General features: G+C 39.1%; 20 protein-coding genes and 3 pseudogenes. 16 read left to right on the top strand and 7 right to left on the bottom strand.

Going from position 1 to position 26608, the window contains the following annotated elements:
- Positions 1-150: 150 nt before the first annotated feature.
- Together EGC86_RS04390 and EGC86_RS04385 are read right to left on the bottom strand one after the other, a co-directional pair.
- Positions 151-528, bottom strand: a complete 378-nt coding sequence (locus EGC86_RS04390) for a hypothetical protein (protein ID WP_123776739.1) — start codon at positions 526-528, stop codon at positions 151-153.
- Positions 529-618: 90 nt separating this feature from the next.
- Positions 619-2049 (bottom strand): MATE family efflux transporter, encoded by a 1431-nt coding sequence (locus EGC86_RS04385; protein WP_011639077.1) that lies wholly within the window; start codon positions 2047-2049, stop codon positions 619-621.
- A gap of 214 nt (positions 2050-2263) precedes the next feature.
- Here EGC86_RS04385 and EGC86_RS04380 point away from each other — a divergent pair, with 214 nt between their 5' ends.
- The 8 genes from EGC86_RS04380 to EGC86_RS04345 all read left to right on the top strand — a co-directional run bounded on the left by EGC86_RS04380 (position 2264) and on the right by EGC86_RS04345 (position 9203).
- Positions 2264-2554, top strand: a complete 291-nt coding sequence (locus EGC86_RS04380; RefSeq protein ID WP_011639076.1) for a co-chaperone GroES — start codon at positions 2264-2266, stop codon at positions 2552-2554.
- A gap of 57 nt (positions 2555-2611) precedes the next feature.
- Entirely contained in the window at positions 2612-4249 is a 1638-nt protein-coding gene (gene groL, locus EGC86_RS04375) for a chaperonin GroEL (protein ID WP_123776738.1), read from the top strand.
- Positions 4250-4466: 217 nt separating this feature from the next.
- Positions 4467-5684 carry a tyrosine-type recombinase/integrase gene (locus tag EGC86_RS04370; RefSeq protein WP_123776737.1) on the top strand — a complete coding sequence of 406 codons (1218 nt, stop codon included), beginning with the start codon at positions 4467-4469 and terminating at the stop codon, positions 5682-5684.
- A gap of 2 nt (positions 5685-5686) precedes the next feature.
- Entirely contained in the window at positions 5687-6604 is a 918-nt protein-coding gene (locus EGC86_RS04365; RefSeq protein WP_123776736.1) for a hypothetical protein, read from the top strand.
- A 111-nt stretch (positions 6605-6715) separates the two neighbouring features.
- Positions 6716-6916 (top strand): helix-turn-helix transcriptional regulator, encoded by a 201-nt coding sequence (locus EGC86_RS04360; RefSeq protein ID WP_123776735.1) that lies wholly within the window; start codon positions 6716-6718, stop codon positions 6914-6916.
- Positions 6909-7400, top strand: a complete 492-nt coding sequence (locus EGC86_RS04355) for a helix-turn-helix domain-containing protein (RefSeq protein ID WP_123776734.1) — start codon at positions 6909-6911, stop codon at positions 7398-7400. The genes EGC86_RS04360 and EGC86_RS04355 overlap by 8 nt, the downstream gene beginning before the upstream one ends.
- Complete coding sequence (locus tag EGC86_RS04350; protein WP_207893030.1) at positions 7384-8478, top strand: tyrosine-type recombinase/integrase; 1095 nt, start codon at positions 7384-7386, stop codon at positions 8476-8478. Before EGC86_RS04355 ends, EGC86_RS04350 begins: the two co-directional genes overlap by 17 nt.
- Before the next feature lie 158 nt (positions 8479-8636).
- The gene (locus EGC86_RS04345) at positions 8637-9203 is read left to right on the top strand and encodes a recombinase family protein (protein ID WP_123776733.1); all 567 of its coding nucleotides are present in this window, start codon (positions 8637-8639) and stop codon (positions 9201-9203) included.
- A 223-nt stretch (positions 9204-9426) separates the two neighbouring features.
- Here the strand turns inward: EGC86_RS04345 and EGC86_RS04340 are convergent.
- Positions 9427-10548, bottom strand: a pseudogene (locus tag EGC86_RS04340) (ISAs1 family transposase).
- Positions 10549-10842: 294 nt separating this feature from the next.
- On the opposite strand from EGC86_RS04340, the gene EGC86_RS04335 reads away from it, so the two are divergent.
- The 5 genes and pseudogenes from EGC86_RS04335 to EGC86_RS04310 form a co-directional block, all read left to right on the top strand.
- The gene (locus EGC86_RS04335; protein ID WP_123776732.1) at positions 10843-12483 is read left to right on the top strand and encodes a diguanylate cyclase; all 1641 of its coding nucleotides are present in this window, start codon (positions 10843-10845) and stop codon (positions 12481-12483) included.
- A gap of 485 nt (positions 12484-12968) precedes the next feature.
- Positions 12969-13988: a DUF4382 domain-containing protein gene (locus EGC86_RS04330; RefSeq protein ID WP_123776731.1), complete on the top strand. Its 1020-nt coding sequence runs from the start codon at positions 12969-12971 to the stop codon at positions 13986-13988.
- Between the two features lie 282 nt (positions 13989-14270).
- Positions 14271-16985, top strand: a complete 2715-nt coding sequence (locus EGC86_RS04325) for an EAL domain-containing protein (protein WP_245423094.1) — start codon at positions 14271-14273, stop codon at positions 16983-16985.
- Between the two features lie 479 nt (positions 16986-17464).
- A pseudogene (locus EGC86_RS04315) lies at positions 17465-17734 on the top strand (IS66 family transposase); the annotation flags it as partial.
- 16 nt (positions 17735-17750) lie between these two features.
- A pseudogene (locus EGC86_RS04310) lies at positions 17751-17987 on the top strand (integrase core domain-containing protein); the annotation flags it as partial.
- A 122-nt stretch (positions 17988-18109) separates the two neighbouring features.
- Here EGC86_RS04310 and fdxA read toward each other — a convergent pair.
- From fdxA to EGC86_RS04295, 3 genes are read right to left on the bottom strand one after another with little or no spacing between them, the layout of a single operon-like run.
- The gene (fdxA, locus tag EGC86_RS04305; RefSeq protein ID WP_123776730.1) at positions 18110-18433 is read right to left on the bottom strand and encodes a ferredoxin FdxA; all 324 of its coding nucleotides are present in this window, start codon (positions 18431-18433) and stop codon (positions 18110-18112) included.
- Positions 18434-18458: 25 nt separating this feature from the next.
- The gene (locus tag EGC86_RS04300; protein ID WP_123776729.1) at positions 18459-19232 is read right to left on the bottom strand and encodes a ferredoxin--NADP reductase; all 774 of its coding nucleotides are present in this window, start codon (positions 19230-19232) and stop codon (positions 18459-18461) included.
- Positions 19233-19246: 14 nt separating this feature from the next.
- Positions 19247-21565 carry a molybdopterin-dependent oxidoreductase gene (locus tag EGC86_RS04295; protein ID WP_123776728.1) on the bottom strand — a complete coding sequence of 773 codons (2319 nt, stop codon included), beginning with the start codon at positions 21563-21565 and terminating at the stop codon, positions 19247-19249.
- Between the two features lie 218 nt (positions 21566-21783).
- Between EGC86_RS04295 and EGC86_RS04290 the strand changes: the two genes are divergently transcribed.
- Complete coding sequence (locus EGC86_RS04290) at positions 21784-22311, top strand: winged helix-turn-helix transcriptional regulator (protein ID WP_123776727.1); 528 nt, start codon at positions 21784-21786, stop codon at positions 22309-22311.
- Between the two features lie 973 nt (positions 22312-23284).
- Here the strand turns inward: EGC86_RS04290 and pdxR are convergent.
- Positions 23285-24667 (bottom strand): MocR-like pyridoxine biosynthesis transcription factor PdxR, encoded by a 1383-nt coding sequence (gene pdxR, locus EGC86_RS04280; protein ID WP_123776726.1) that lies wholly within the window; start codon positions 24665-24667, stop codon positions 23285-23287.
- 116 nt (positions 24668-24783) lie between these two features.
- Between pdxR and EGC86_RS04275 the strand changes: the two genes are divergently transcribed.
- A complete protein-coding gene (locus tag EGC86_RS04275) occupies positions 24784-25398 on the top strand; it encodes an FMN-dependent NADH-azoreductase (protein WP_123776725.1) in 615 nt (204 codons plus the stop codon).
- 109 nt (positions 25399-25507) lie between these two features.
- Positions 25508-26572, top strand: coding sequence for a TlpA disulfide reductase family protein (locus EGC86_RS04270; protein ID WP_123776724.1), 1065 nt, complete (start codon positions 25508-25510; stop codon positions 26570-26572).
- Positions 26573-26608 lie beyond the last annotated feature (36 nt).

Genomic DNA, 26608 nt, shown 5'->3' with positions numbered 1-26608 from the left:
GGTAATACCAGCTTATTTAACAAGACCAAGTTTGATTTGTGATTTGCTGTGATGTGTAGAGCTGGTTTTATTGAGCGCCGCATTTAGCGCGTGATAAAAAACAAGGTAAAACAGCCGACTAGTGCAGATGCATTGCTCGGCTGTTTTTGTTTATGCTTCTGTCTTGGAATCGGCTTGCAGCTGGAGTTGCTTATCTTGCTGAGCACCAAACCAAAATGCACTGGCGACACTTAATCCCCAGTTGGCTATAAATATCCAAGTGAGTGCTGGCATGGTTGAGTTACTGGCGTCGAGGGCTACGTTAGATACCGCGGCATAAATGGAGGTTAAATCGTTACTGATATTACCCGCTAAAATTTGCTCCGCAATCACTTGTGCACGGCTAATAATTTGATCCATTATCACCAAAATACAGACCACACTGACACTGATAAACCCCCAGCCGAGTAGCTTTTTACCCAGCCAGATCTGGCCACTGCCAGGGCAAACAATGCCAGAAAGCATGGCGGCGTAAATGGATTTTTTCATGTTAAACCAAGATTGTTTACCAGTAATATAGTGTTATTAATCCACCGACACAGTTTAAAAAGCAAGTGTGGCTGCCATTATTAACACAGTTTAATATTCGCCAAGGCGAGAGGCTGATTTATTGGTATCGTCTTGTTCGCCGTCTGTAGCTATTGAATTATCTGAACAAGGCACTGTGTGCTTAATCTCTTTTGGTTCGCTAATTTGAGTAGCCAGGTAATAGCAAGCTATCCCCATCAATGTATTCGCAATGGGTAACGCCAATAAAATCCCTTTCACCCCGCCAACGTACGAGCCTAGGGCCGCCAGCGGTAGCATTAATAACATTAAGCGGCATAAGTTAATCACCAGTGAACTCAACGGCCTATGGTAAGCATTTAAGCTAGTGGCAACCATAATAACAATGGCAAGTGGCCCATAAGAGGCAGGCAACACCATAATATAAAAACTCAGCCACTCAATAACCAGTGGGTCGTGAGTAAACAATCTTGCGATAGGTTCGGCATAAAAATACAGCGGAATAAACAAGATTGTTTGAAATACAAAAGCAAATCGCAACGACATCAATAAGGCTTTTTTGGCGCGATCAGGTTGGCTGGCACCTAGGTTTTGAGCAATAAACGGCATTAAACTCGACGACAGCGCCATCACCACAATCAACAATACCGACTCAAGCCTAATTCCGGCACCAAAGGCAGCCACACCAGCATGATCAATTCGTGCCAACATCGCCATTATAATGCCGTTGGCAATAGGATTAATTACATTCATTAATGCTGCAGGGCGAGCAATATGGGATAAGACTTTCCAATGTAAAATTAATCGACCTACATCAAACTCAGTAAACTGAACCAGTTTACGTTTTACAATAATTAAGTGGCCCGCTAATGACATTGCCACTAACCAGGATAGTGTGGTCGCAATCGCTGCGCCTTGAATTTCTAAACGCGGAAAAGGGCCAATGCCGAAGATAAGTAACGGGTCGAGGATCAAGTTTACTATCGCGGCTAACATCATAATTTTAGCCGGTGAGTGGGTGTCACCCGTGGCGCGTAATGCTTGATTACCCACCATTAACAACACCAATGCCGGAGCGCCTAAATACCAGTACCACATGTAGTCGTTAATTAATGGCAAACTGGCACTGTTGGCCCCTAGTAAACTGAAAATAGGTTCAATAAACACACAGCCGAGTATCGACAAACCCCAAATAATAAGCAGTGTCATGCACAAGGCATCAAATAAAAACACTCTGGATTCGGGCGCATGGCCAGACCCTATCAAGCGGCCAAGATTGGTAGACACACCCGCGCCAATACCAATGCCGATGCTCGTAATCACTAAGGTTACCGGAAACGTAAAGCTCACTGCTGCCAGTGCATCTGTACCCAACTGGCTAATAAAAAAAATGTCCACCAGACTGCCACCTAGAATGGTCATAATCCCAATCAGGTTAGGCAAAGTCATGTTAAGCAGTACACGACCAATAGGTGCGCTGAGCAACCCGTGTCTGTCTTTCATCTATTCTCAAACGTTTGGTGTTTCAAAGGAGCCGAATTCTATCAGGATTAGCATTGCTTTAATAAAACAGACGTAAAAAAAGTGCAATTTTTTTTAAAATTCCCCTTGGATCTGTGACCAGTCACCCCCATATCACATGCATCAAGGGGGAAACCCTTATTTGTTAGTCAATAGCCTCGCTTTTTGGGCATCAAATCATTAGGAGAGTTCATAGATGAATATTCGTCCATTACATGACCGCGTTATCGTTAAACGCTTAGAAGTTGAATCTAAATCTGCAGGCGGTATCGTGCTTACAGGCAGCGCAGCAGAAAAATCAACTCGCGGTAAAATCCTTGCAGTAGGCAACGGTCGTATTTCAGAAAATGGCACAGTTACACCACTTGACGTTAAAGTGGGCGACGTGGTGATCTTCAATGAAGGTTACGGCGTGAAGAAAGAAAAAATTGACGGTGAAGAAGTGTTAATCCTGTCAGAAGCTGACCTGATGGCAGTAGTAGGCTAAGCCTCACGCATCAATCGACTTTCCAATTAATCATTAAATTTAAAGGAACATCAAAAAATGGCAGCAAAAGAAGTCTTATTTGGTAACGACGCACGCGTAAAAATGCTTGCAGGCGTTAACATCCTAGCCAACGCAGTTAAAGTAACCTTAGGCCCTAAAGGTCGTAACGTTGTTTTAGATAAAAGCTTTGGTTCGCCAATGATCACCAAAGATGGTGTGTCAGTTGCTAAAGAAATCGAACTAACAGACAAGTTCGAAAACATGGGCGCACAAATGGTTAAAGAAGTTGCTTCTAAAGCCAATGATGCTGCCGGTGACGGTACCACTACTGCAACAGTATTAGCACAAGCTATTGTTGTTGAAGGCCTAAAAGCAGTTGCAGCGGGTATGAACCCAATGGACCTTAAGCGCGGTATCGACAAAGCGGTTATCGCAGCCGTTGCTGAACTTAAACTACTTTCTCAAGAATGTTCAGACACTAAAGCGATTGCTCAAGTAGGTACAATTTCTGCTAACTCTGACGAGTCAATCGGTGACATCATTGCAACCGCAATGGAAAAAGTTGGTAAAGAAGGCGTTATCACCGTTGAAGAAGGCCAAGCGCTTGAAAACGAATTAGACGTTGTTGAAGGTATGCAGTTTGACCGTGGTTACTTATCACCATACTTCATCAACAAGCCAGAAACTGGCAGCATTGAATTAGACAGCCCATTCATTTTATTAGTAGACAAAAAAGTTTCTAATATCCGTGAATTGTTGCCAATCCTTGAAGGTCTAGCTAAAACAGGTAAGCCATTGCTTATCGTTGCAGAAGACGTTGAAGGCGAAGCTTTAGCTACACTCGTTGTGAACAACATGCGTGGCATCGTTAAAGTTGCTGCTGTTAAAGCTCCTGGTTTTGGCGACCGTCGTAAAGCAATGCTTCAAGACGTTGCTATCCTAACTGGCGGTACTGTTATCGCTGAAGAAATCGGTCTAGAACTTGAAAAAGCCACTCTAGAAGATTTAGGTACAGCTAAGCGCGTAATCATCACTAAAGATAACACTACAATCATCGATGGTAGTGGCGACCAAGTGCAAATTTCTGCACGTGTTTCGCAAATCAAACAACAAGTTGAAGATTCAACTTCAGACTACGACAAAGAAAAGCTTCAAGAGCGTATGGCTAAGTTAGCTGGCGGTGTTGCAGTAATCAAAGTTGGCGCAGCAACAGAAGTTGAAATGAAAGAGAAAAAAGCTCGCGTAGAAGATGCATTGCATGCAACTCGCGCAGCGGTTGAAGAAGGTGTGGTCGCCGGTGGTGGTGTTGCCCTTGTTCGCGTAGCAAGCAAAATTAAAGATGTTGAAGTATTGAACGAAGACCAAAAGCACGGTGTAGTAATCGCACTACGTGCTATGGAAGCGCCTTTACGTCAAATCGCAACTAACGCAGGTCAAGAAGCATCAGTTGTCGCTAACACTGTTAAAAACGGCGAAGATAACTTCGGTTACAACGCTGGTAACGACACTTACGGTGACATGTTAGAAATGGGTATCCTAGACCCAACTAAAGTGACTCGTAGTGCACTTCAGTTTGCAGCGTCTATTGCTGGTCTTATGATCACAACAGAAGCGATGATTGCTGAAGTACCACAAGATTCTGCGCCAGATATGGGCGGAATGGGTGGTATGGGCGGAATGGGCGGCATGATGTAAACGTATTGCCCAAATACTAGCACTTCCTAGAAAAGCCCGTAAGCTCATAGTTTGCGGGCTTTTTTGTTGACTTAACTTCCTATAAGTCCCCATAATATCCCACTAGTTCTTAGAATTATTAGGTGTTAATGAGGGGTATCGTGATTTTCTTTAACCCTATTTGTAGGAATTAAAAACCCTATACCCCTCATGTTATACCCCTCCTTAGGAGTTGTTGATGCCCTTAACAGCACAAGAAGTTAAAAATACATCTTGCCCTGACGGTCAATCTCAGGTTAAGAGGTCTGATGGTAATAACTTATTTTTATTGATTAAAAATAATGGGTCAAAGCTCTGGCGGCTTAGATTTAGGCATGCTGGTAAGTACCAAGAGATGGCTTTAGGAAAGTACCCCTCTATATCCCTAAGTGAAGCTCGAAGGTTGGCAGAAGAAGCAAGAGCTTCCTTAATTCATGGTATTAACCCCATGGACGAGCGCAGAGAAAGAAAGCGCGCCAAAACAACCTCCAAAGATAAGCTGTTTTCAACTATTGCTATGAAGTGGTGGGAGCAGCAAAGAGATTCTTGGTCTGAAGATCATGCATCTAGAATTAAGCGTTGGCTGCTGGTGGACTCTGAATCTATCAGTGGTCTTCATATTGAGGAGATAGATGCAGGCCATATCACCGAATTAATGCTTGCTATCGAAGCCGCAGGAACATCTAAGAAAGCCCCTAACATTTTGGCAGTCATAAACCGAGTATTTGGCTATGCACTGGCACATCGGCTCACACGGAATAACCCTGCTCAAGGTTTATCTCTGAGGGATATATTAAAGCCTTTACCGCCTGTTAAGCATAGAGCAGCAATTGTTAAGCCTAACGAGCTTGCCGAATTGATGAAAGACATTGATACAAATCAATCTGGCAAATACTGCGTTATTGAAGCCTTAAAGTTGATCCCACGGATTTTTTTAAGACCAACTGAAATCAGACACCTTAAATGGGAATACATCGATTTTGATGATTGTTTGATTAGGATCCCCGCCGAAGAGATGAAGCGAAGTCGAGAACATTTAGTCCCTATGTCTAAGCAAGTGGTTAGCCATTTGAAAGAGATTAAGGCTGTAACTGGTTACTCAAAACTGGTATTTCCAAATCAACGGGATAGCAGTAAACCTATGAGTAAAAATATCTTAACTAATCGTCTTCGAGAGCTGGGCTACCCAGCAGATGTTATGTCGGCTCATGGGTTTAGAAGCACTGCATCAACAATTTTGCATGAAAAAGGTTGGAACCATGAAGTGATTGAAGTGCAGCTTGCTCATTTGACAGGAACTGCTACATCAAGGGCTTATAACCGTTCGCTTTATTTGGCCGAAAGAACAAAGCTAATGCAGGAATGGGCGGATTATTTAGATGAATTAGTAAGTAAAGAATCACAGGAATTAAGCTAAATATGAGCAAATTGTTCAAATTAAAGAAGTGGCTAACACTGGAAGAGACAACTACTCATATTTCTAATCTACTTGATGAGCCTATTTCACGATCAGATTTATATAAGCTGGCACTGGACGGCTATTTAAAGTTGTCAGTTATGTTTGTTAATGGTGCAAAAGCTAAAAGGGTTGGCCTAGTTAAGACTGAAGACGTGGAATATAAACAGGTTGTACCTAATATCCCTGATTTTCCTAATGGGAAAGGCTTTCATGTCCCACAAAATGCTGAAAAGCCAATATCAAAAGATTATTGGATTCAAAAAGTTGAACCGAAATTAATATGTATTGGTGGGGTATGGGATTTAGCCATGATAGGTGCAGAGGTAGCGGAAATAACCAACAAATATCATCAAGAAATTTCTAGTCACACAGTCACAATACCATGCTCCACAGGCCATTACCTTCAGAAAGGTGATGAAATATATCAATTACAGGTTAGACAAGAAGTTGTGGCTGAAAGTGATGAAGATAATGCTCCTACAGTACCTTATGAGCACAACGACAATGAGGCATTGAGTCTTCAAAAAATGAGGTTGAGGCTGGAGCAGGGACCTCGCAGGCTTCCACAGTATATGGTAGCAAGTCAATTAGCTGATTATGACTATATACTAGTGATAAGAACATCTGAGATCAGTCGGTTTATTCAATCGCTGAAAGAGACTTCACAAGACGATAAGGCAATAAGCACTAATGAAAAAAACTCACTACTAGTTTTAATCGCTGCGTTATGTAAGGAAGCTAATGTCGACTGGAGTCAAAGAGGGATTTCCACATCATTAGTAGCTATGACCGATCTGATTGGTGCTTCATTAACAGATGACACAGTACGTAAAATATTGAAGCAAGTTCCACCAGCTATTGAGTCTCGAAGTAAATAACCTCTCTTAACGAAAAACCGAATTCGGAATCCTAAAACCGAATTCGGTTTTTCGTCAGATCAAATCCAATAACCTCTAAAGCGAATTAATTAACGTTTAGAGGTTCTTATCGTGTCAAACAAAATAATCCGCTTACCTGAAGTTAAAGACAAAACAGGCTTATCTACCAGTACCATCTATCTACATATGACTAAAGGTATCTTTCCCAAGGCTATCTCTTTAGGTGAGCGTGCAGTTGGTTGGCTTGAGGCTGACATCGAGCAATGGCTTGATGATCGTATTGCAGCATCTAAGGTGGCTAACAATGAGTAGTCGCAATAACACTAATCGAATCAAAATCCATCGCAGTTATACAGCTATGGATGTTAGTGAAACTTTAGGTGTTCATCCTAAAACTGTTCGTAATTGGATTCGTGCTGGCTTGCCAGTTATCGATGAAGCCCGACCTTTACTAATTCAAGGTGCTGACTTGAAGCTGTATTTACAGCAGAAGCGCAAAACATATCTGCATCGATGTGAGCTTAATGAGATGTTTTGCTTTAAATGCAAAAGACCAAAAGAGCCAAGCATCGATTCAGTTGAATTTATAGCAAAGCCTGGAGGCATGGCACAAATGACAGGCCGTTGTTATGAGTGTGGTCAGTGGGCAAATAAGTATGTTTCTTGGCGTGACGTTAACCAAATTTGGACGGAACTAGGGGGGAAATTACCGATAGCTGAAAAGCACTTAATCCTAAGAGGTCAAAAGCCCTTAAATTATCCTTTAGCTAAGGTTTTTAATGATGAAAAAAAATAGTGCGAAAAATACCCGAATTATATATGAGTATGCAAAGTATTTGAGGGAAGCAAAGCAGTTAGATGATTCAACGATTGATGGTGTACTGAGATCGATAAATCGGTTTGACGAGTCTACAAATTACCAAGACTTTAAGAAGTTTCGGGCTAAGAATGCTATCGCTTTTAAGAAACATCTTCTTTCTAAAAAGTCAGTCGCTACAGGTGATAAATTGAGCAAGGCGACAGTGCTTACGACCATGCGACACTTGAAAAGCTTCTTCCAATTTCTAGTAACGCAAAAAGGCTATCGAGCAAAAATTAACTATAGCGATATCGAGTACTTCAATCTCTCAGAAAAAGATACGCGTATTGCCAATACCAAGCGTAAAAGAAACGTAGCTTCGGTCGAGCAAGTAATGAAGACGTTGGAAGCTATGCCTTGTTCAACAATGATTGAAATGCGTGATAGGGCATTACTTGCATTTGTTTTATTAACTGGTGCAAGAGATGGTGCGGTTGCTTCGGTTAAGATTAAGCATGTTGATCTTGTTGAACAGAGTTTTTATCAGGATGCTAGGGATGTAAACACGAAATTTAGTAAAACTTTCACCACCTATTTTTTCCCAGTGGGTGAATTGCCATCAAAGGTGTTAAATGAATGGGTTGAATATCTGACTAGGGAGTTGGGATATCGCAAAAATGATCCTTTATTTCCTAAAACAAAGCTGGCACACAACAAAAATCAGCAATTTGAAGCTGTTGGTTTACTCAAAGAGCATTGGAGTAATGCAACCCCAATTCGTAAGCTTTTCAAACAAGCCTTTGAAGCTGTAGGTTTGCCTTATTTTAATCCTCACAGTTTCCGTAATACGTTGGTAAGACTTGGTGAGAATCTGTGTCGTACACCTGAAGAGTTTAAAGCATGGAGCCAAAACTTAGGGCACGAAAGTGTATTAACCAGCTTTTATAGCTACGGTGATGTACCTGACTACAAACAAGCCGAGCTGTTGCGCAAGTTATCGAAGCCTGCTGAAAAGACTTCGCCAGATATGGAAGCATTGATCCAACAAACAATGATGAAAATGCTGAATAAGTAAATCTCATTACCTTTTAAACTGGTATCAATAAACATTCGTATATTGATACCAGCTTTTTCTATCTATTATCGGTATCATAAAATTAGGGTGTAGCTTTAATGGTACTTTAATTATATGATACCCCTATATTTGATACCTTCCACAAAAGTGAGTGACCAATGCGTATCTTTTCCTATTGTCGCGTTTCAACAACTGAGCAAACAACCGAGAATCAAATTATTGCTATTAGGCAGAAAGGGTATGAGGTGAATCATGCCCGTACCATCAGTGAAACAATCTCTGGATCTGTTGAAGCTATGAAGCGCGAAAAGTTCAAGATGCTCATCAATCACCAGATGGAAAGTGGTGATATGCTGGTGGTCTTAAAACTAGACCGTTTAGGCCGAGACAACATTGACGTACAAAACACAATTAACCTGCTTACAGATAAAGGTATCAAGGTTGCATGCCTTGATCTCCCCGTAGCAGACCTATCAAGTGCTGAGGGTAAGCTTATGCTGCAAATGTTCTCAGCCTTTGCTGAATTCGAGCGTAACCGGATTAGAGAGCGAACAAAAGAAGGACTAGAGCGAGCTAAGGCTCAAGGCAAAAGGCTTGGTAGACCAGAAGCCCACGCTACAACTCATTCAGTTCAAGCAAAGAAAGCTGAGGGGTTATCTCAATTTAAAGCTGCAGAAGCATTAGGTTTGGGGATTGCTACCGTAAAAAGGCACTGGAATAAGTAATATCTAAATATCTCTATAAAGCAGGGGCAGGATTATCAGATAAACCTATTGGATCAATACCTATAGGCGATAAGCGTATATATAATTGCGATGTTTCTAAATAGTTAGCGGTCACATGAGTATAAAAAAGATAAAATTTATGATTACCTATCATCACGATCTTTTAGGAGATAAATAAGCTTCAATTGAGGGTAGTCCATCAGCAGGGCTACCGCATGAGTGCTCAATTTTTAACCTTACCGCTAAATCCAGCCTTTAATACTGCCTCAAGCATTAATGGATTCATCATGCATCGCTTTTGTTTTCCAACAATGCTTATCTTCGTCGGCTCAGCTCGTAGCATATTCAAACTCATATGACGCAGACATGACAGATTTTCCGCCCTGTGAGCGTTGTATATTTGACATGCATCCTCACTCATACTGACATCAAGCACCCAGTGCATTGATTCTATGCCCCAATGTTCTCGAACGGCTATCGCAGCTTGTTCAGCACTTAGTTCCTTAGAACTGATGTAATAACGGTACTCAAGCTCGATTGGTTTTCCTTTTTCAAGGCGGCAGCTTTCAACCATAATGATATTTTCTAACCCTTTCCACTTTGAAAAGTCACCGATTAAGTTTGTACTGTCAATAACATAGCACTGGCGACACTCTGTACGCCCATGGCCCTGTTCAATTGTGGATTTGTCTGTATTGTTGGCTCGCTTGAAAGAGAAGGCTTTGACTATCGCTTCGCGCAGCTTTCCCTGGTTACTTTTAACAGCAAGCAGATAGTCACCGCCTTGGTCCACAATGGTTTTGGCTATCTTTGTTTGACAAGCCATCGCATCGATAGTCACTAAAGCCCCCTTGATATCTAGCATCTTTATCAATTCAGGAATGGCAGTTATCTCATTGCTTTTTTGTTCTGTTTTAAGTTGGCCAAGCACTAATTTGTTTGATGAAGCATAGGCACTAATCATGTGTATGGTACTGGCTCTGTCTTCACGATTGTATGACCCTCGAAGCGTTTTTCCATCGATAGCAATCACCTGGCCTTCCGTAAGCGTGTGTATCGATGACATCCAGTTGATAAAACACTGGTGGAATTGTTCTGGTTCTATAGTTGATATGATACGAGCTATAGTGTCATCAGCAAGAATGCCACTCACAAATAGGTTATTGGTTTTAAAGCAATTATGATGTCAAAGTATGTATTCTCGAATATCAAACCAGCCTTTAGCTCCTGCGATAACAGCACATAGAGAACCAAACAAAACCTCAAAAAGGCAATAGGTCACTTTAGCCCCTTGGCGTTGGTCAGTTATGGTTTGAAAAGTCTCTTTGAAGCGGTCAATATGCATGATGTGCTCCCGAAAAAAGGGAGTATAAGATTATAGCGAGATGTTAACGTCAAATAGTGTGTTAAATTGATTGAAAAACGTTCACTATCTCGCCCTGGGATCAGCCCCCCCCCCGGAAAAGAATAGGTGATACGAATTTATCGATAATGTCAGCATTACTGTCATGTATTTGTTGAATGAATTAAATAATTCCTTTAAAATCAATGTTTATTTTTGTTTGAATGATTTTTCTGATGTAATTGGCAATGATAATGTAATTAAAACTAAATAGCTAAAAATTAGATTGGAAATAGAATGATTAAAATTAAAAAAAACAAAATTAAAAGATTAACTTCCATTGGGCAATTACAAAGCCGAATATTTTTATTGTTGTTATTGTCTTTCTCATTTGCGGTATTCGGTTATAGGGTTTTCATCGAAATACCCCAACTTAAAAGTGCACTAAAGTTAAGTGTTAGCCAACAACTTGCCTCTTTAGCTCTAGCTGGGAATCGTGAAATTGAAAGAATAAATACAATTAATTATGATTATGCTATCTGGGATGATACTTATGCGTTCTCAAAAGATTTTAATGCTGATTTTATAGAAAATAACCTTAATGTTGAAGTGTTCTCAAATTTGAAAATAGATGGATTTATTTTAATCGACGATAACAATACAGTTTTATTTAAATCAGGGTTTAATTCTAAAACAAAGAGTGAAATTGATTTTTTTCTCCCAGATAATAAAGGCATAAAAAACTATCTTAATCTATCACCTTCTGCAATAGAACGATATGACACGCCTAGCTATACTGGCTTGATTGTGACTAATTTTGGTCCAACTTTATTTAGCTCAGTAAAAATAAAAAAAAGCAATAAGACTGGTGATGGCAATATATATTTAATAATATTGAAAATATTCGATCAAGATTTGGTTGATGAAATGGCAAGTTTTACTTTTACGAATATAAATTATGCTCCTTTTAATGGTGGAAGCACGTTATATTCAGGAAGTGATTGGCTAGACGTAAAGCCAGAACCAAAAATATCAAGTGAAACGGAATTGTATTTACACGATGTTTGGAATAATCCAATCGGAAAATTAACAATGCAACACCCTAATAGCGTAAACCCATCATGGTTGGATTGGAAAAGTTTGTTATTTATATTATTATTAATGGGGATGCTGTATATAATTTTTTCAATTTTTAGCTTAAAAATTACTAAACCAATAAATATTCTTGCAAATAAAATTAGAGAAACCTCAAATAATAACCACAAAAATATTAGTTGTACATTAAGTAAAATCGAAAACAAGAACGATATAACAGAAATATATACTGTTTACAGGTATTTCAATGAATTAATTGATAGGGTAAATGCACAAAATAAAACCTTGAATGAAAATACTCTATTAGATCCGTTAACTAATATAGCAAATAGAAGAGCATTGTTATTATATATTGAGAAACAAATACCTTTCTTCACTAGGTTTAATATCGATTTTATGGTAATTATGATAGATGTAGATTATTTTAAGTTCTATAACGATTTTTATGGTCATCAGGCTGGTGACGGGGCTCTAATTAAAGTCTCGACACATTTAGAAAGTTTTTTTAAAAGACAGACAGATATTTGTGTTCGATATGGAGGTGAAGAGTTTTTGATAGTAAGCGCCATAAATGAAAATGAAAGTTGTAACTTTATTGTTTCTGAATTAATTGAATCATTTAAAATGTTAAATATAGAACATAGTAAGTCTCATGTAAAACCATTTATAACAATAAGTGCGGGTGCGTGTTTATTTAAAAATGAAAAAAATTATAATGTGCCATTAAATATTGATAGTATAATATCAAAAGCTGACACCGCTTTATACCAAGCAAAAAAATATGGAAGAAATCAGGTCGTGTTCGTTGATTATGATGAAAATAATAAAAATTATTTAATGTGACAACTTACGGTTAACTTAATGTTAAATTATATTTTTTATGTTTAAAATCTTATACATTGATCGTTTTTTAAAATGAAGTCTCATGGCAGGGGCTGATTACTAGGGCGAGATCGTGAACGTTTTTCATTTAAATTAACAAGCTATTTGACTCGCTAATGCCGTTGTGATTTTACAATCTGTTTAAAAGAGTATTGCATGAATCTTTCTGATTTGGCTGAACACTTTAATCGCACGTCTCATTATGATGGATAATTAATATTGACGGTCCATTGTTATTATTGCGATAAAAAGTTTTCTATCTTGATGACTTTAATTACAATATTAATGTGTCGACCTTCGTTCGATTAAATAGCGCTAACCTATTGACGCTTTTCAAAAAATTGACGCTTGCAAACGTAATCATACTCGATAGAATGAGCGAAAAATTAAGATAGTAGCTGGTTTTTACGACAACGTTATTCCTCTAATTTAAAAGAAGATTCACCATGAAAATAGTTAATAAACTTGTCGCACTCTCCCTCTCCAGTTTACTTGTCGCCTGTGGTGGTGACGACAGCACAACGGCGCCGAAAATGGGAGTATTCAGCTTAGGCGTCTCAGATAACCCAAGTGACGCTAAAGATGTGACGATCGCTTTTAAACAAGTGGTATTGAAAAATGATGCTGGCAGCATTTCATTTGACGTGTCTGACAATGGCGCATTAAAGCAAGTCAACTTACTTGAATTTCAAGGCACCGCAGTTGAAACCTTAGTGAGTGACCAGAGTATCCCTGTCGGCGAATACCAAATGTGTATTTACATGCAAAGAAGTGAAACGCCAAATGCCGATAGCTCTTATGTGAAAACCCTGGATGATAATCTCCATGGTCTGACAACCAACAGCAATGGCTCATGTGGCGGTGTGGGTGCGGATGATACCGATACAGGGCGTTTATTTTTTAATAAAACCTTCACTATCGCTGCCGGTATAAACAGCTTTGTGGCCGAATTTGATCTAAACAGTGGCTTACAAGACCCTCACGGAAATAAAGACTACTGGACCCTAAAGCCAACGTCTGTGCAGTTATATAACAATGCTGAAGTCGGCGCGATTAAAGGCAATATCCCCGCAGACCTGACAACACAATGTCAAACTGCCGCCGGTGGCAGTATCTTTAGCCAGGCAGTCTATTTATATTCCGATGCAACCGCGCTCGACAATATGAGCGATTTCAGAAGTGAGGCCGTTGTAGCCCCAATAACTGCACCGATTGCAGCCGCTAGAGTCAATGACATTGTCGACCAAAACAATCAAGTTATTGGTCAAGGTTATGAATTTGGTTTTGTCGTTGCGGGTAGCTACAGCGTGGGTTACACCTGTGTCGCTCAACATGATGATCCTGATGTCAATAATACTCCAGATGATATTAACCAGCCTTTCTTCATTTATGCAGACAAACAAGCTGTGATAGTGACCAATGGCACTGTCGCCAATGGCGATTTTGCTGACATACTTAACCCATAGATTGAAGAAAGCATTATCACTCATTAAAGCTTTCTCATAGCAAGGTGTCTATAAGAGACGCCTTGCTTAATTAATCACTTACAATGATAGAAAACTTGTTATACCCGTTCGATGGCAGCTAGTTAACATAAAACTGATGGCTCTACACCTACATAATTTGGTACTTAGGTTGGGTGATTAGCTGAAGAATGTAAAATATTCATATCGCCTATTTCTATTATTTATTGATATGAAAATATTAACAAGTCAATTTCATGACCCATAACACATAGTGATATTATTTTGTTACAGCCAATTAAAAATAACTTCCGTATCTACTTTGCTATTACGCTATATGTAATATGGGTAGTCATTTTTTCTGCAGTCAATTATTTCAAAGAAAAACAACACCTGTATTCTGAGCTGGATCAACAGCTAGAAAATGCAGCGCTGACGATACCTTCGATTCTTCCCAAGGATTTGCATCGTAAGGATATGAGCAAAAAAGATCTGTCTGAGCAACAAGATCTTGCTATTACCTTAGCGTTATCAGAATATACTCAGCGCACTGATATTGTTTATCTCTATACTCTTATCTTACGAAATAATAAAATTTTCTACACCTCTTCAAGCGCCTCTGATGCTGAGCTAGAATCCAATACGTTTGCGTTTAATTATTTTGAATATTATGACGATGCCGCATCAGATATTCCGGCTATGTTTGAACAACGTCAGAGTCAAATCCATGAAAGTAGTGATAAATGGGGCGATTTTCGTAGTATCCTCATACCTGTTAATGCCGATGATGGTAGCGTATATATTGTTGGTGCTGACATTTCAATTAGCCATATCGACACACTATTAAATGAGGCCTTATATTCCAATTTAATCATCTCGGCTTTATTTTTATTATTTGCCTGCCCCTTAATTATTACTCTTAGCTTAGAGCCTCGTCGGCAAGTTAGGCTTCTGGCAAAAAAAATAGCACGACAAACATCTAAGTTACTCAAAAGTGAAGCAAAGCTAGCATCAATTTTTGAATATTCCCCAATTGGTATTATGCATTACGATATTAAGGGTGTGATAAAAAAAACCAATAAACGTTTTGAAGAAATCCTCCTGACAGAAAGGGATACGCTGATTGGTTTTAACATGCTTGAGCGGCTTGAAAATCCTGAATTACTGAACATGGTGACACAGTCATTGCAAGGTAAAGTGAGTGTTTTTGAAGGCCCTTATACATCAATATCCGGCCAACGGTTTATGTATTTACACGCAAATTTCGCCCCACTTTATTCCAATACTGGAGAGTTAGAAGGCGGTATTGGTGTCTTTAATGACATCACAGAAAAGCAGCAAAGTACTGAGGACTTGAAAAAACTATCTATGGTGGTTGAGTACAGTCCTGAGAGTATATTCATAACAAATGTAAGCGGTATTATTGAACATGTGAACCCTAAGTTTACCGACATAACAGGTTATACCGCAGCCGAAGTTATCGGTAAGAAAGCTAATGTTTTTCGATCAAGTTATACGCCTGATAGTGTTTATCAAAAACTCTGGGCAACGATATTATCAGGTCAACAATGGAGCGGTGAATTACAAAATAGTAAAAAAAATGGTGAACTGTTTTGGGCCCAAGTCTGCGTTGTACCCGTCACCAATGATGGTGCTATAACCCATTTTATTGGCATTCAAGTAGATGTAACTACAGCAAGACTGGCTTCTCAAAAAATAGCCTATCAGGCAACTCACGATATGCTGACAGGATTAATTAATCGCTATGAATTTGAAAACCTACTTGCTCAATGCATATTATCTTCACAACAAGATAAGACTACTCATACATTAATATTTTTAGACTTGGATCAGTTCAAAATCATCAATGATACCTGCGGCCACATGGCCGGAGATGAAATGCTGTGTCAATTAGGTCTGTTGTTAAGTAAACATATTAAACCAAAAGACATATTAGCCCGTTTAGGCGGTGATGAGTTTGCCATTTTAATGATGCAATGCAGTCTCGAACAAGCCCAGAGCACAGCGCACAATATACTAGAATTAATTGCGAATTATCAGTTTTTGTGGGAAAAGAATATATTTAGCATCAGTGCTAGTATCGGTGTTGCTGAAATTAACAGTCAAACAAAAAATACCAAAGAAATATTAATTTGTGTTGATTCAGCTTGTTATGCCGCTAAAGACTTAGGCCGTAACCGTATCCATCTCTATCAACTTGACGATGAATTATTAGCCAAGCGCGATGGTGAATTCCGTTGGGTTCATGAACTCAAATATGCGTTGAATGAAAATAGATTTGAACTCTATGCCCAACCGATAGTGTCACTTTTAGATCCAACGCAAAAGCGCATTTATGAGATATTACTCCGATTGCGCACACGAAGCGGTGATATTGCTCCCCCCGGCGCATTTTTGCCTGTAGCAGAACGCTATAACTTGTCAGAAGCGATAGACCGTTGGGTAGTTGACCATACATTAATTTGGATGGAACTACATTTTCAACATTTAGGTGATATTGATCATTTAGCGATCAACTTGTCAGGCGCATCGTTAGGGAGTAGTGCGCTACTCAGCCATATTATGCAGCAGATCACATTGCATCATTTACCACCCAGTATGATCAAGTTTGAAATAACAGAAACGGCTGCGATTAGTAATTTACGGGATGCAACCTTATTTATCAAAACATTGTGTGAGTTTGGTTGTCAATTTGCGCTGGATGATTTTGGCAGTGGTTTGTCCTCATTCGCATATTTGAAAAACTTACCCGTGACTACGTTGAAGATTGATGGGATGTTTGTTAAAGATATTTTGGACGATCCTATCGATGAAGCTATGGTTAAATCAATCAATGATATTGGTCATGTTATGGGTATGAAAACAATTGCTGAATTTGTTGAGAATGATGCTATTAGACAGCGACTAAAGGATATGGGAGTTGATTTCGCCCAAGGTTATGAGATCGGCAGACCGGTTCCCATCGACGATATTCTGTAACGTTAAAGAACTGTGTATCCATTAACCATTCAAACAGCATTAGACACCATATAGTCTAAACGCTTCGATGGCGTTGCAGCTTGTTTTTTTACTTGGATAGTTAGTCACTTCATCGATCAACTCACGCAGTTTTTTTAACTTGTCACTATTCTAAATAAGAGGGTATGCCTGTTTAACCTCTCCACCAAGCAGGTTATGGATTTTATTCACCATAAAATATCTTCCTATCTGGAAGATTCACGAAGTAGCTAAAACATTTTCAATAACAATATTATAGATTAAGTTTCCCATAAACGTCATCTAGGTAATGTCTTGGCGATAGAGGTGAGTACAAGAGCTGATTGCGGATTATGAGGTTTGTAGTGGCGAAGTGAGTATGGCCATTTACTTAGACGTTTTCAATACAAAACCTTATCTGGATAGATATAAACAGAACTAGCGTTCTAAATCGTTTATGTCCATTTTCAATTTAGCGTGGCCGTTATACAGAAAACAGCGAACTTAATATCGACAACAACCGTGCAGAGCGGACTGTGAAACCGTTTGTGATAGGGCGCAAAAACTGGCTGTTTAACCACAACCACCGTGGCGCAGAGGCGAGTGCCATTTTGTACAGTATCATAGAAACGGCCAAAGCGAATGAACTCACCCCGTTCGATTACATCGAACACTGCTTAGAGCAATTATCAAACCCTAATTGTGACCTCAACAGCCTCTTACCCTGGCAGGTTAAACTAGGCAAGGCGTAGTTTGCCGGACGCTTACAGTGAAGGTTTTAAATCGTTAGATGAAGCGCGTAAATGGGTCAATGAATTTGTTTATTGGTACAACAACGAGCATCGCCATAGCAGGATTAAGTTTGTGACACCAAACCAGAGACATGATGGTCTTGATGTTGGAATACTGGCGAAGCGAAAAGCGTTGTATCAGACAAAAAGAAATGAACATCCAGAGCGATGGTCAAAAGAAGAGCCAAACTGGCAGCCAACAGGCGATGCGTAGTTAGATCCAGAGCAACATAAAGAAGCTGCTTAACAATTTAGGCGACAACTGTCTTGAAAAACGCCGCTTGCACAACATCATCTAGAATGAAAAAATCATATACCTTAGTAAGATTAATCTGTTTATTGAATTAAAAATTCAACTTTGTTTGCAACTCCATCCCATTTTTCTGCATCAAGGAGTGGTGACTTTTGTTCTGAAATAACAGGCCATTTTTGGCTTAATTCTTCATTTATTTTTATAAAATGTTTTTGTTTATCAGGTAAACTTTCGCGGCTGTATATCGCGCCCACCGGACATTCAGGTTCACACAGTGCACAATCTATACAGGTATCTGGGTTTATGACCAAAAAGTTTTCACCTTCATGAAAACAATCAACAGGGCACACTGAAACACAATCAGTATGCTTACACTTTATACAGTTATCCGTTACATAAAATGCCATATTACTTCCCCTTATTTATCGTTAATTACTTTTCAACAAAAGAACGTTCAATAACATAATCAGCAACATCACCTGTGTGCGTTGAAGCCCTAAAACCTAAATCGTCTAGAAGTTTGCACGTGTCTTTGAGCATACTAGGACTGCCACAAATCATGGCACGATCAGTTTCTGGGGTTAATAGCGCTAAACCTATGTCTTTACAGAGCTTACCGTTAGTGATCAGATCTGTTAATCGACCTTGGTTTTTAAATGGCTCTCGTGTAACGGTTGGATAATAAATAAGTTTTTCTTTCACCATGTCGCCAATATATTCATCGTCAGTCAGCTCTTTAAGAAGGTAGTCGTGGTAAGCCAGTTCACTAACATAACGTACACCATGAACGAGAATTATTTTGTCAAAGCGTTCATAGGTTTCAAAATCTCTAACGATGCTCATAAAGGGGGCTAACCCTGTTCCTGTAGCAAATAAGTATAAATTTTTCGCAGGGGTTAAGTCATGTATAACCAATGTGCCTACTGGTTTCATACTGACCATCACCGTATCGTTTTTTTGTAGATGTTGTAGCCTAGAGGTTAATGGACCGTCTGGCACTTTTATGCTTAAGAACTCTAAGTGTTCAGCATAATTAGCACTCGCTATGCTGTATGCTCGCATTAAAGGTTTACCTTCAACTTCTAATCCGAGCATGACAAAGTGGCCATTATGAAACTTTAAACTTTCAGGTCTGGTGGTTTTAAAACTAAACAACGTGTCATTCCAGTGCTTTACTTCAAGTACTTTTTGGTAATAAAAAGCCATCTTAATTCCCTATATTAAACTTCTGATAATTTTTCTAATTTGGCAGGAACATATTTATGCCAAGGGGTACCAGCAAAAAAATCTTTTCGGTCTGATGATGTCAATTCATTTGGTGCTATACCTATTTGAACCGTTTCACCTTGTGCATTGGTGTAAATAAGCCCCAAGCCATTGGGTAAGCTAATAAATCCTGGCCGTTGCTGCTCAGTAACGAATGCGTGGGTTTGTCCTGAGCCGGTTTGAGTACTTATTTTTACTTGGTCACCGGATTCAATTTTTAACTTATCTGCATCTTCTGGGTGAATATATAAACTAGGTGATTTATTATTTTTATCCCAAGATGCATCTCGAATGATTGTATTTGCCGTTTCACCTCGTCGTTGTCCAGCGGTCAAAATGAAGGGGAACTCTTTTGGGCAAGCCAGTAAACTAGTGTCTAAATTACAAGTTTGTGGGAACAGTTCTGGTAGATATAGTTGAATTTTTTTATCAGTTCTAGTCATACGATTCCAAGTATCGCTATAGTCAGTTCCTGAATCTGAAAATATAAAGCCTGATGGACTATTTAATAAGGTATCAAACATTTTTTCACCGGCTTCCCATAGCGGGCCTGTAAATCCTGCATTGGCAGCATACTTTCGGTTTTTACGAACAAATTGATGACATAAAGCCCAAAAAGGGGCAGCAGATGCAGCGTTTCCTTGGTCAAGAGTGTGACCCAAAGAACGGTACAATAAAGAAGGTAATACTTTCATCAGCTCTGGTTTAAATTTAAGTAATGCAGTGAAAGTAAGAGCAAAGCTTCGTCGACCTAGTTTTGCAGCTCCACGTAAAATAGCTGTATGAGCAGGTTTTAACGCCCCTAATTCCTCAAGTAATAAAGTATGAATTTCAGCTTCAATTTTGGTGCCTGCCAGCTTATCAACAATTGGATGGCGTAATTGGAAAGTATTCCTAGGAAAATCTATTTGAAAAAAGACACATTCATGTTTTTCATAGGCGCTTGATGCAGGTAAAATATAATCCGCAATGCTGGCTGTTTCTGTCATTGCAACATCAATCACTACAGTGAACTCCAACGCTTTCATTGCTTCGCGCATTCGCCCGCTATCGGCATAGGAATGAACAGGATTGGAGCTTTCAATAATTGCTGCTCTAAATCGATTGGGATGGTCGGTTAATATTTCATCGGGAATTTCATTACACGGCAATAAACCAATAATGACTTTTGAGCCAAGCACTGGGCTTACTTTGTAATTAGTATTTTTTTGGGTGCCCTTTACTGAGACGTCACCCTTGCTTGCATCAGATACTGATAATAAAGAAACACCAATATTGGCAGCTCCTTTTTTTGCAAAGTTTCCAGTAATAACAAATAAAATGCGTTGGAGGTAGCTGACCAATGTTGAATTAATATTTTGCTGCGTACCCAGGTCTTCAAATATTGAGACTGATTTCGCCTTAGCTAATCGACGAGTTGCCAGAGTCACTAAATCAACATCTAATTGAGCTATTTTACAATACTCAGCAATGTTTAAATGGGCAAAGTGAGAACGAATTTGACCAAACCCTTCAGTATGATTTGATATGAATGTTGTATCTTCCAGCTCTTCTTGGATTACAATCGCAATCATTGCTGATAACGCCCAAGCATCTGTTCCAGGTTGAAGTTGAAGGTGATAATCAGCGATTTTAGCGGTATCGGTAACACAGGGGTCTAAAACGATCATGGCCCGTTCAGGGTCTCTTGATATTTCTTTTAATACCGTGCGAGCTTGTGGAAAACCATGTGTGTGCCAAGGATTTTTACCTAAAAACACACTGACCTCAGCATTTTCAAAATCGCCATGAGGGCCGCCACCAAACATTTTACCACTCACCCAGAACTCGCCCGTTTTTTCTTGCGCTAAAGCATTTGTACGGTAGCGCACACCTAAAGCCTTTTGCAGGCCATCGCTGTAAAGGCCACCAAGATGATTACCTTGGCCACCACCGCCAATGAAAAGAATTTTATCTCCACCATGGTTTTGTTTGACCTTATTTAAACCTGACGCGACCTCTTTGATTGCTGTTTCCCATGAGACAGCTTCATAGCTACCGTCACTTTTACGTCGCATAGGAGAATTAATTCTATCTTGCCCCATTTGATAATGATTTAGACGGGCAGCTTTATTACAGAGGTAACCTTGCGATGATGGGTTATCTTTATCACCTTTAATTTTTAAAAGCTCTCTGCCTGTTTCACCGCCAGTTTGAATGTCTAGACCACAATTAACACTGCATAGAATGCAAGATGATTTTTTTAACAGTGCTTTTTGTTTCTCTTGTGACATTTTTGCCTCCGGTTATCTACAAAATTAATATGACAATTACACGATTTTTGAAACTACATCTGATACTCAATCCAAAAAGATGGATCTAAAAAGAGAAAGAACAGTACAAAAAGGTCAGTTGAGTTCTATATTGGAACCTTGATTATAATAGGGTTGCAAAATGGAACTTGTCAAGTATAATTTGGGATAGCATTTCATGGTTTTCAAAGGTTTTATTTATGCGATGGGATCAAGTTAATACTCAAACCTGCTCTATAGCCCGTTCCTTATCTATATTCGGCGATTCATGGACATTATTAATTGTCCGACAAATATTCATGAGAATTCGCCGGTTTTCTGATATACAGCAATCTCTTGGTATTACTAAACACAGGCTATCTGATAGATTAAATAGGTTGGTAGAAGAAGAAATAATTTATAAGCATTTGTATGATGAAAAATACAATAGATTTGAGTATAAGCTCACCGAACGAGGGCTTGAGCTTTATCCAGTGCTACTCAGTATTACTGCTTGGGGAGATAAATGGACTGCCGATGCCGATGGAGCACCAGTCGAATACGTCCATAAAAACTGTGGTGAACATGCTAAGCCCATATTATCTTGTAGCCATTGCCATGAACAAATAGATGCGACTAATACCACAATGCGTGTAGGCCCTGGTTTACAAAAAAAATTGAATCGTGGCGAAGTAAAAGAAACAGATATCAATTTATACAGTAGAGCTTTTCAAGATTTTAATAAATAAAGCTAAAATATTATAGCGTCAATACTTGGTTTGTACTGGGTTAGCAAAATTGTCCACTGATTTGTAGTTGATTTTACATTTGGGATAGAAAAATTTATCGAAAAGTTCAATGATGTACAAAAAATAGTAACCCGAAAATGTCCAAATACTAACTACAATCGTGATGACCAAGCAACAAAAAGGAGGGCATCATGGTCATGTTAAACCGTGGGCAACGAAGTGGCGTCAAAAAGGCTTTTTGGCTTGAAGAAATTTAGCGTATTCACTCCAAACTAGAGATTGAGAACAGCTTGATGACGTTAGTACTGCTAAATTTGGCTATTTATAGCGAGCGACTTACTACCTCTGAGAGTATGCGATGTATCTTCAAAGACCTGATATTTAATCGAGTTAAGCATATACAGCAGAAGACTGGCATTGAAGTTCAGTTTAGAAATAGCGACAAGAACTCAACAAAGTCAGATGAAATGCATCTTGCTTTCATCGTTAAGCGCAAGCTATTTCCTTTTCCCCAGCCCTAGATTGAAGCAACAGCCGATTAACTACTCGTTCTATAGATACATTGCTAGGAAACGGGCATTCAATCTTGGACTAGGTCCAACCTGTATGAAACCCACTCTATCATGCAAATCAAATCGACTTTTGTCTATGCTAAAACAAAGAATACTCGAGCAGTGCAGCTTTTGTTAGGCCATAGAAAGGTAGACAATACGATCAGATATCTTGGTGTTGAGTTAGAGAATGCTCTATTACTTCCAGAAAGTACAGATTGCTAATATTAAATGACACTAGAACCTACGGCTACTTTTTCAGCTACAAGTCAGCGGGATTATTGCTGGCTACCCTTTGCACCAAAGTTTGTTAGAACTAAAGCTCTATTTAAGTGTGCTTACCTTTGTTTTCCATAAAAAATTTATCTTATTTTGCTATTTTACAGAGACTAAAATGAGTTACTACTCATTTAATAACGTATTTAGATACCAATATCCTTTAACTGAGATATTAATTTTAGGCACTCTTCCTCAGTTCTAATATTCGTGAAACTTAGAATTAAACTTGGATGAATAGGTCTAGAAGACCATTGCGATAAGGCTTGGGAGAATAATCCTGCTTTCATCATTTTCTCGGCTATTGCCATATCATCGCTTTTCGGATCGTTCAGTTTTACAATCATGTGCATACCACCGGATTGTGGTTCAATTGAAACCCTATCGCCTAAAATTTGATTAAACAATCTGGCTGCTAATTCTCGACGTTCCCGATAGAGTTTTCTCATCCGTTGAATATGTCGAGCAAGGTGACCTTCTTGCATAAAGGCAAGCACGGAACTTTGTATCAAGCCAGAAACATTACCCGCATATAACTCTGAACATTGCTCAAAATTACTGACTTGCTTTTGTGGTACCACGATATAAGCCATTCTTAGACTTGGAAATAGTACTTTACTGAATGTTCCAGAGTAGATGACTCTGTCTTGAGTATCCAAGCTTTTTAATGCAGGTAATGGAAGCCCTGTATGGCGATATTCACCATCATAATCATCTTCTACTATCCAACTCTGATTAGTTTCAGCCCATTCTAAAAGCATTTGCCGACGATTGAGCGATAAAGACACACAGGTTGGACTTTGATGAGCTGGAGTAACAATTACTGCTGCTATTTTATCGTTGTTTGGAATGTTTATTCCGTCTTCATCAACAGGAACAGGGATAACGTTAAAATGGTTATTTTCAAGTATACGACGTGTTAGTGGGTAACCTGGATCTTCAACACCAATATATGATTCTGGCTGCAAAAGCACCTTGCTAATCCATTTTAGCGAATTAACATATCCAGAAGTAATAAACACTTGAGTCGGCTGGCATTGAACGCCACGAGACAGTTGTAAATATTGAGCAATAGCAACTCTTAATTCTGGTATACCGTAAACAGATGGATAAACGAGATTGTCTATATGTGTATTCCTGGCACATCTTGCAGTCATTCTTGACCAAGTTTGTTTAGGGAATGCGTCTAAAGCGGGAATACCTAATTGAAAAGGCATAATATCAGATACTTGAATTTCAGACATGAAACCCGGTTGACGGGAGGTGGCAATAGCCTTTTTAACGGTAGATGGATCTTGAATATCTTGACTGACTAAAGTTCCTGCTTGGCCTTTTGATTCAATGTATCCCTCAGCTTTAAGTAACGCATAACCTTCTTCAACAGTACCTCGCGCAACCCCCATTTCTTTTGCCAGTGTTCTGGCTGAAGGAATACGGTCCCCAGGCTTTAGTATGCCTTGTAAAATAGCAGAGTGAATTCGTTGGTATACTTGTTTGTAAGCGAATTTTCTATTCGGTCGTTTTTCCATTTCAAATATGGCCCATAAAAAAAGTTAATTTATGGCTCTTATAGTAGGCCATAACTATTTGTATCATGCTTAGCTTATAAAGTGATACCTATTCTTGACGTTATTAGAGAGGTTATATGAACGTGATGCTAGTTAATTGCAGTCCAAAGCAACATCAATCCTGCACGTATTCATTAGCGCAGACCATGATTGAGCAGTTGTCGGCGATAGGTTCTGTTGAACTTAATGAAATTGACGTAACTACACTTGTTCATGTCGATGTGGACTATGCTATTGCACTATGTTCGCAGGAAAAACAGCATGTTCAAGCGGTAGGCAGCTTAGCAACTTCAAATCAGCTAATTACTTCACTTGAACAAGCCGATGTAGTGATTATAGCTTCTCCTATGCATAACTATTCATTACCCTCTGGATTAAAGTGTTGGGTAGACCATGTGGTTAGAGCTGGGCGCACATTTGAAATAACTTCAACAGGTAAGCGTGGTTTATTAAGTGATAAACCGGTTTATATCTTCATTTCTGCTGGCGGCGTGTTTTCTGGCGAAGGTGCTTATCAGACAGATTTCTTCACTCCTTATATGACAGAAGTATTGGCGATGATTGGCTTAATGAACGTGATTTTTTTTACGATTGAAGGAACAGCAGCAACCCCAGTTATTGTACAGAAACAGGTTAAATATGTGCATGAGCAAGTGCGAGAACACGTAATGAGCACGTTTTCAGTGAACTAATAAACATTGTTAAAAACCGTTAAGATTATTATTTTTTAGTGCATGTTAACTCACACCTTTAAAGTAATGATTAACTTTTAGATAGAGAAAGAAAGATAGGAAAATTGTTATGGCGACACGTTTTAGTCAATTCATAAAAGCACCAATGATCACATTTTTATGTCTATTTGCATTTAGCCAACATTTGCAAGCTGAGGAGGATTATTCTGCGGAGGGAGAGCGAAGAGCTAAGTCTGCGGGAGAATCACTAGTGGGGTCACCCGCACCGCAAATGAACATTGTCACCATTGATGGTAACAACATCGATCTTGCTCAGGTATACGGCAAAAAGCCAGTTTATATAAAGTTTTGGGCAACTTGGTGTGTACCATGCCGCGAACAAATGCCGAGCTTTGAAGACATCTATAAGAAGTATGGCGACAAAGTACAAGTGATCGCTGTTAATACCGGAATTAGTGATAATTTAAGATCGGTAAATGCTTTTCGTCAAAAAATGGGGTTAACAATGCCAATCACAATCGATGATGGCAAGCTTGCTCGCGCATTTAATTTACGTGTTACCCCTCAGCATTTGTTGATTGATAAAAAGGGTCAGTTTGCATATTTTGGCCACAAAGATGATAAAGAGTTTCACCAGGCTCTGGATAAAGTGGTTGCTGAAAAAACGACTGATAAACCGATAAACAATCCGATGCTTATCGTTAAAGATTCAGGTTACAAGATGGGGGATTCTGTAGCTGATTTATCGTTCTCCACGATTGACAACAAGTCTGTCAACTTCAACTTCAATACCCCAAAAAGTAAAGCCGTGGGGGTGGTATTTTTTGGTCCTTGGTGTGAATGGTATTTAGAGCAAACAGAACCTAAAACATCAAAAGCTTGTACACAAGTACGTGAGCTATTAGAGCAAAAATCTAAGGCAAGAGACATTGAGTGGGTGACTATATCAACCAACCTATGGTCATCGGTTGCAGAACTTCAAGATTACCGTAAGAGCTATCAAACTACGCTACCGATAGTGTTTGATGAAAAAGGCGAACTGTTTAAACTATTTGGGGTGAATCAAGTACCAACGATTATCCTGATTGATGAAATGGGTAAAGTCAGCCTTAAATCATCGATTCAAGATGAAGATTTTAATCAGTCACTTCGCACTATTTCAAGCGTTAACTAAGTATATTTTAACTTTTTGAAGTCGCTGCAATGACTC

The sequence above is a fragment of the Shewanella frigidimarina genome, from assembly GCF_003797125.1.
GTDB lineage: Bacteria > Pseudomonadota > Gammaproteobacteria > Enterobacterales > Shewanellaceae > Shewanella > Shewanella frigidimarina.
The sequence above is the reverse complement of the archived record's forward strand: the minus strand, read 5'-3'. Positions and strand labels throughout refer to the sequence as shown.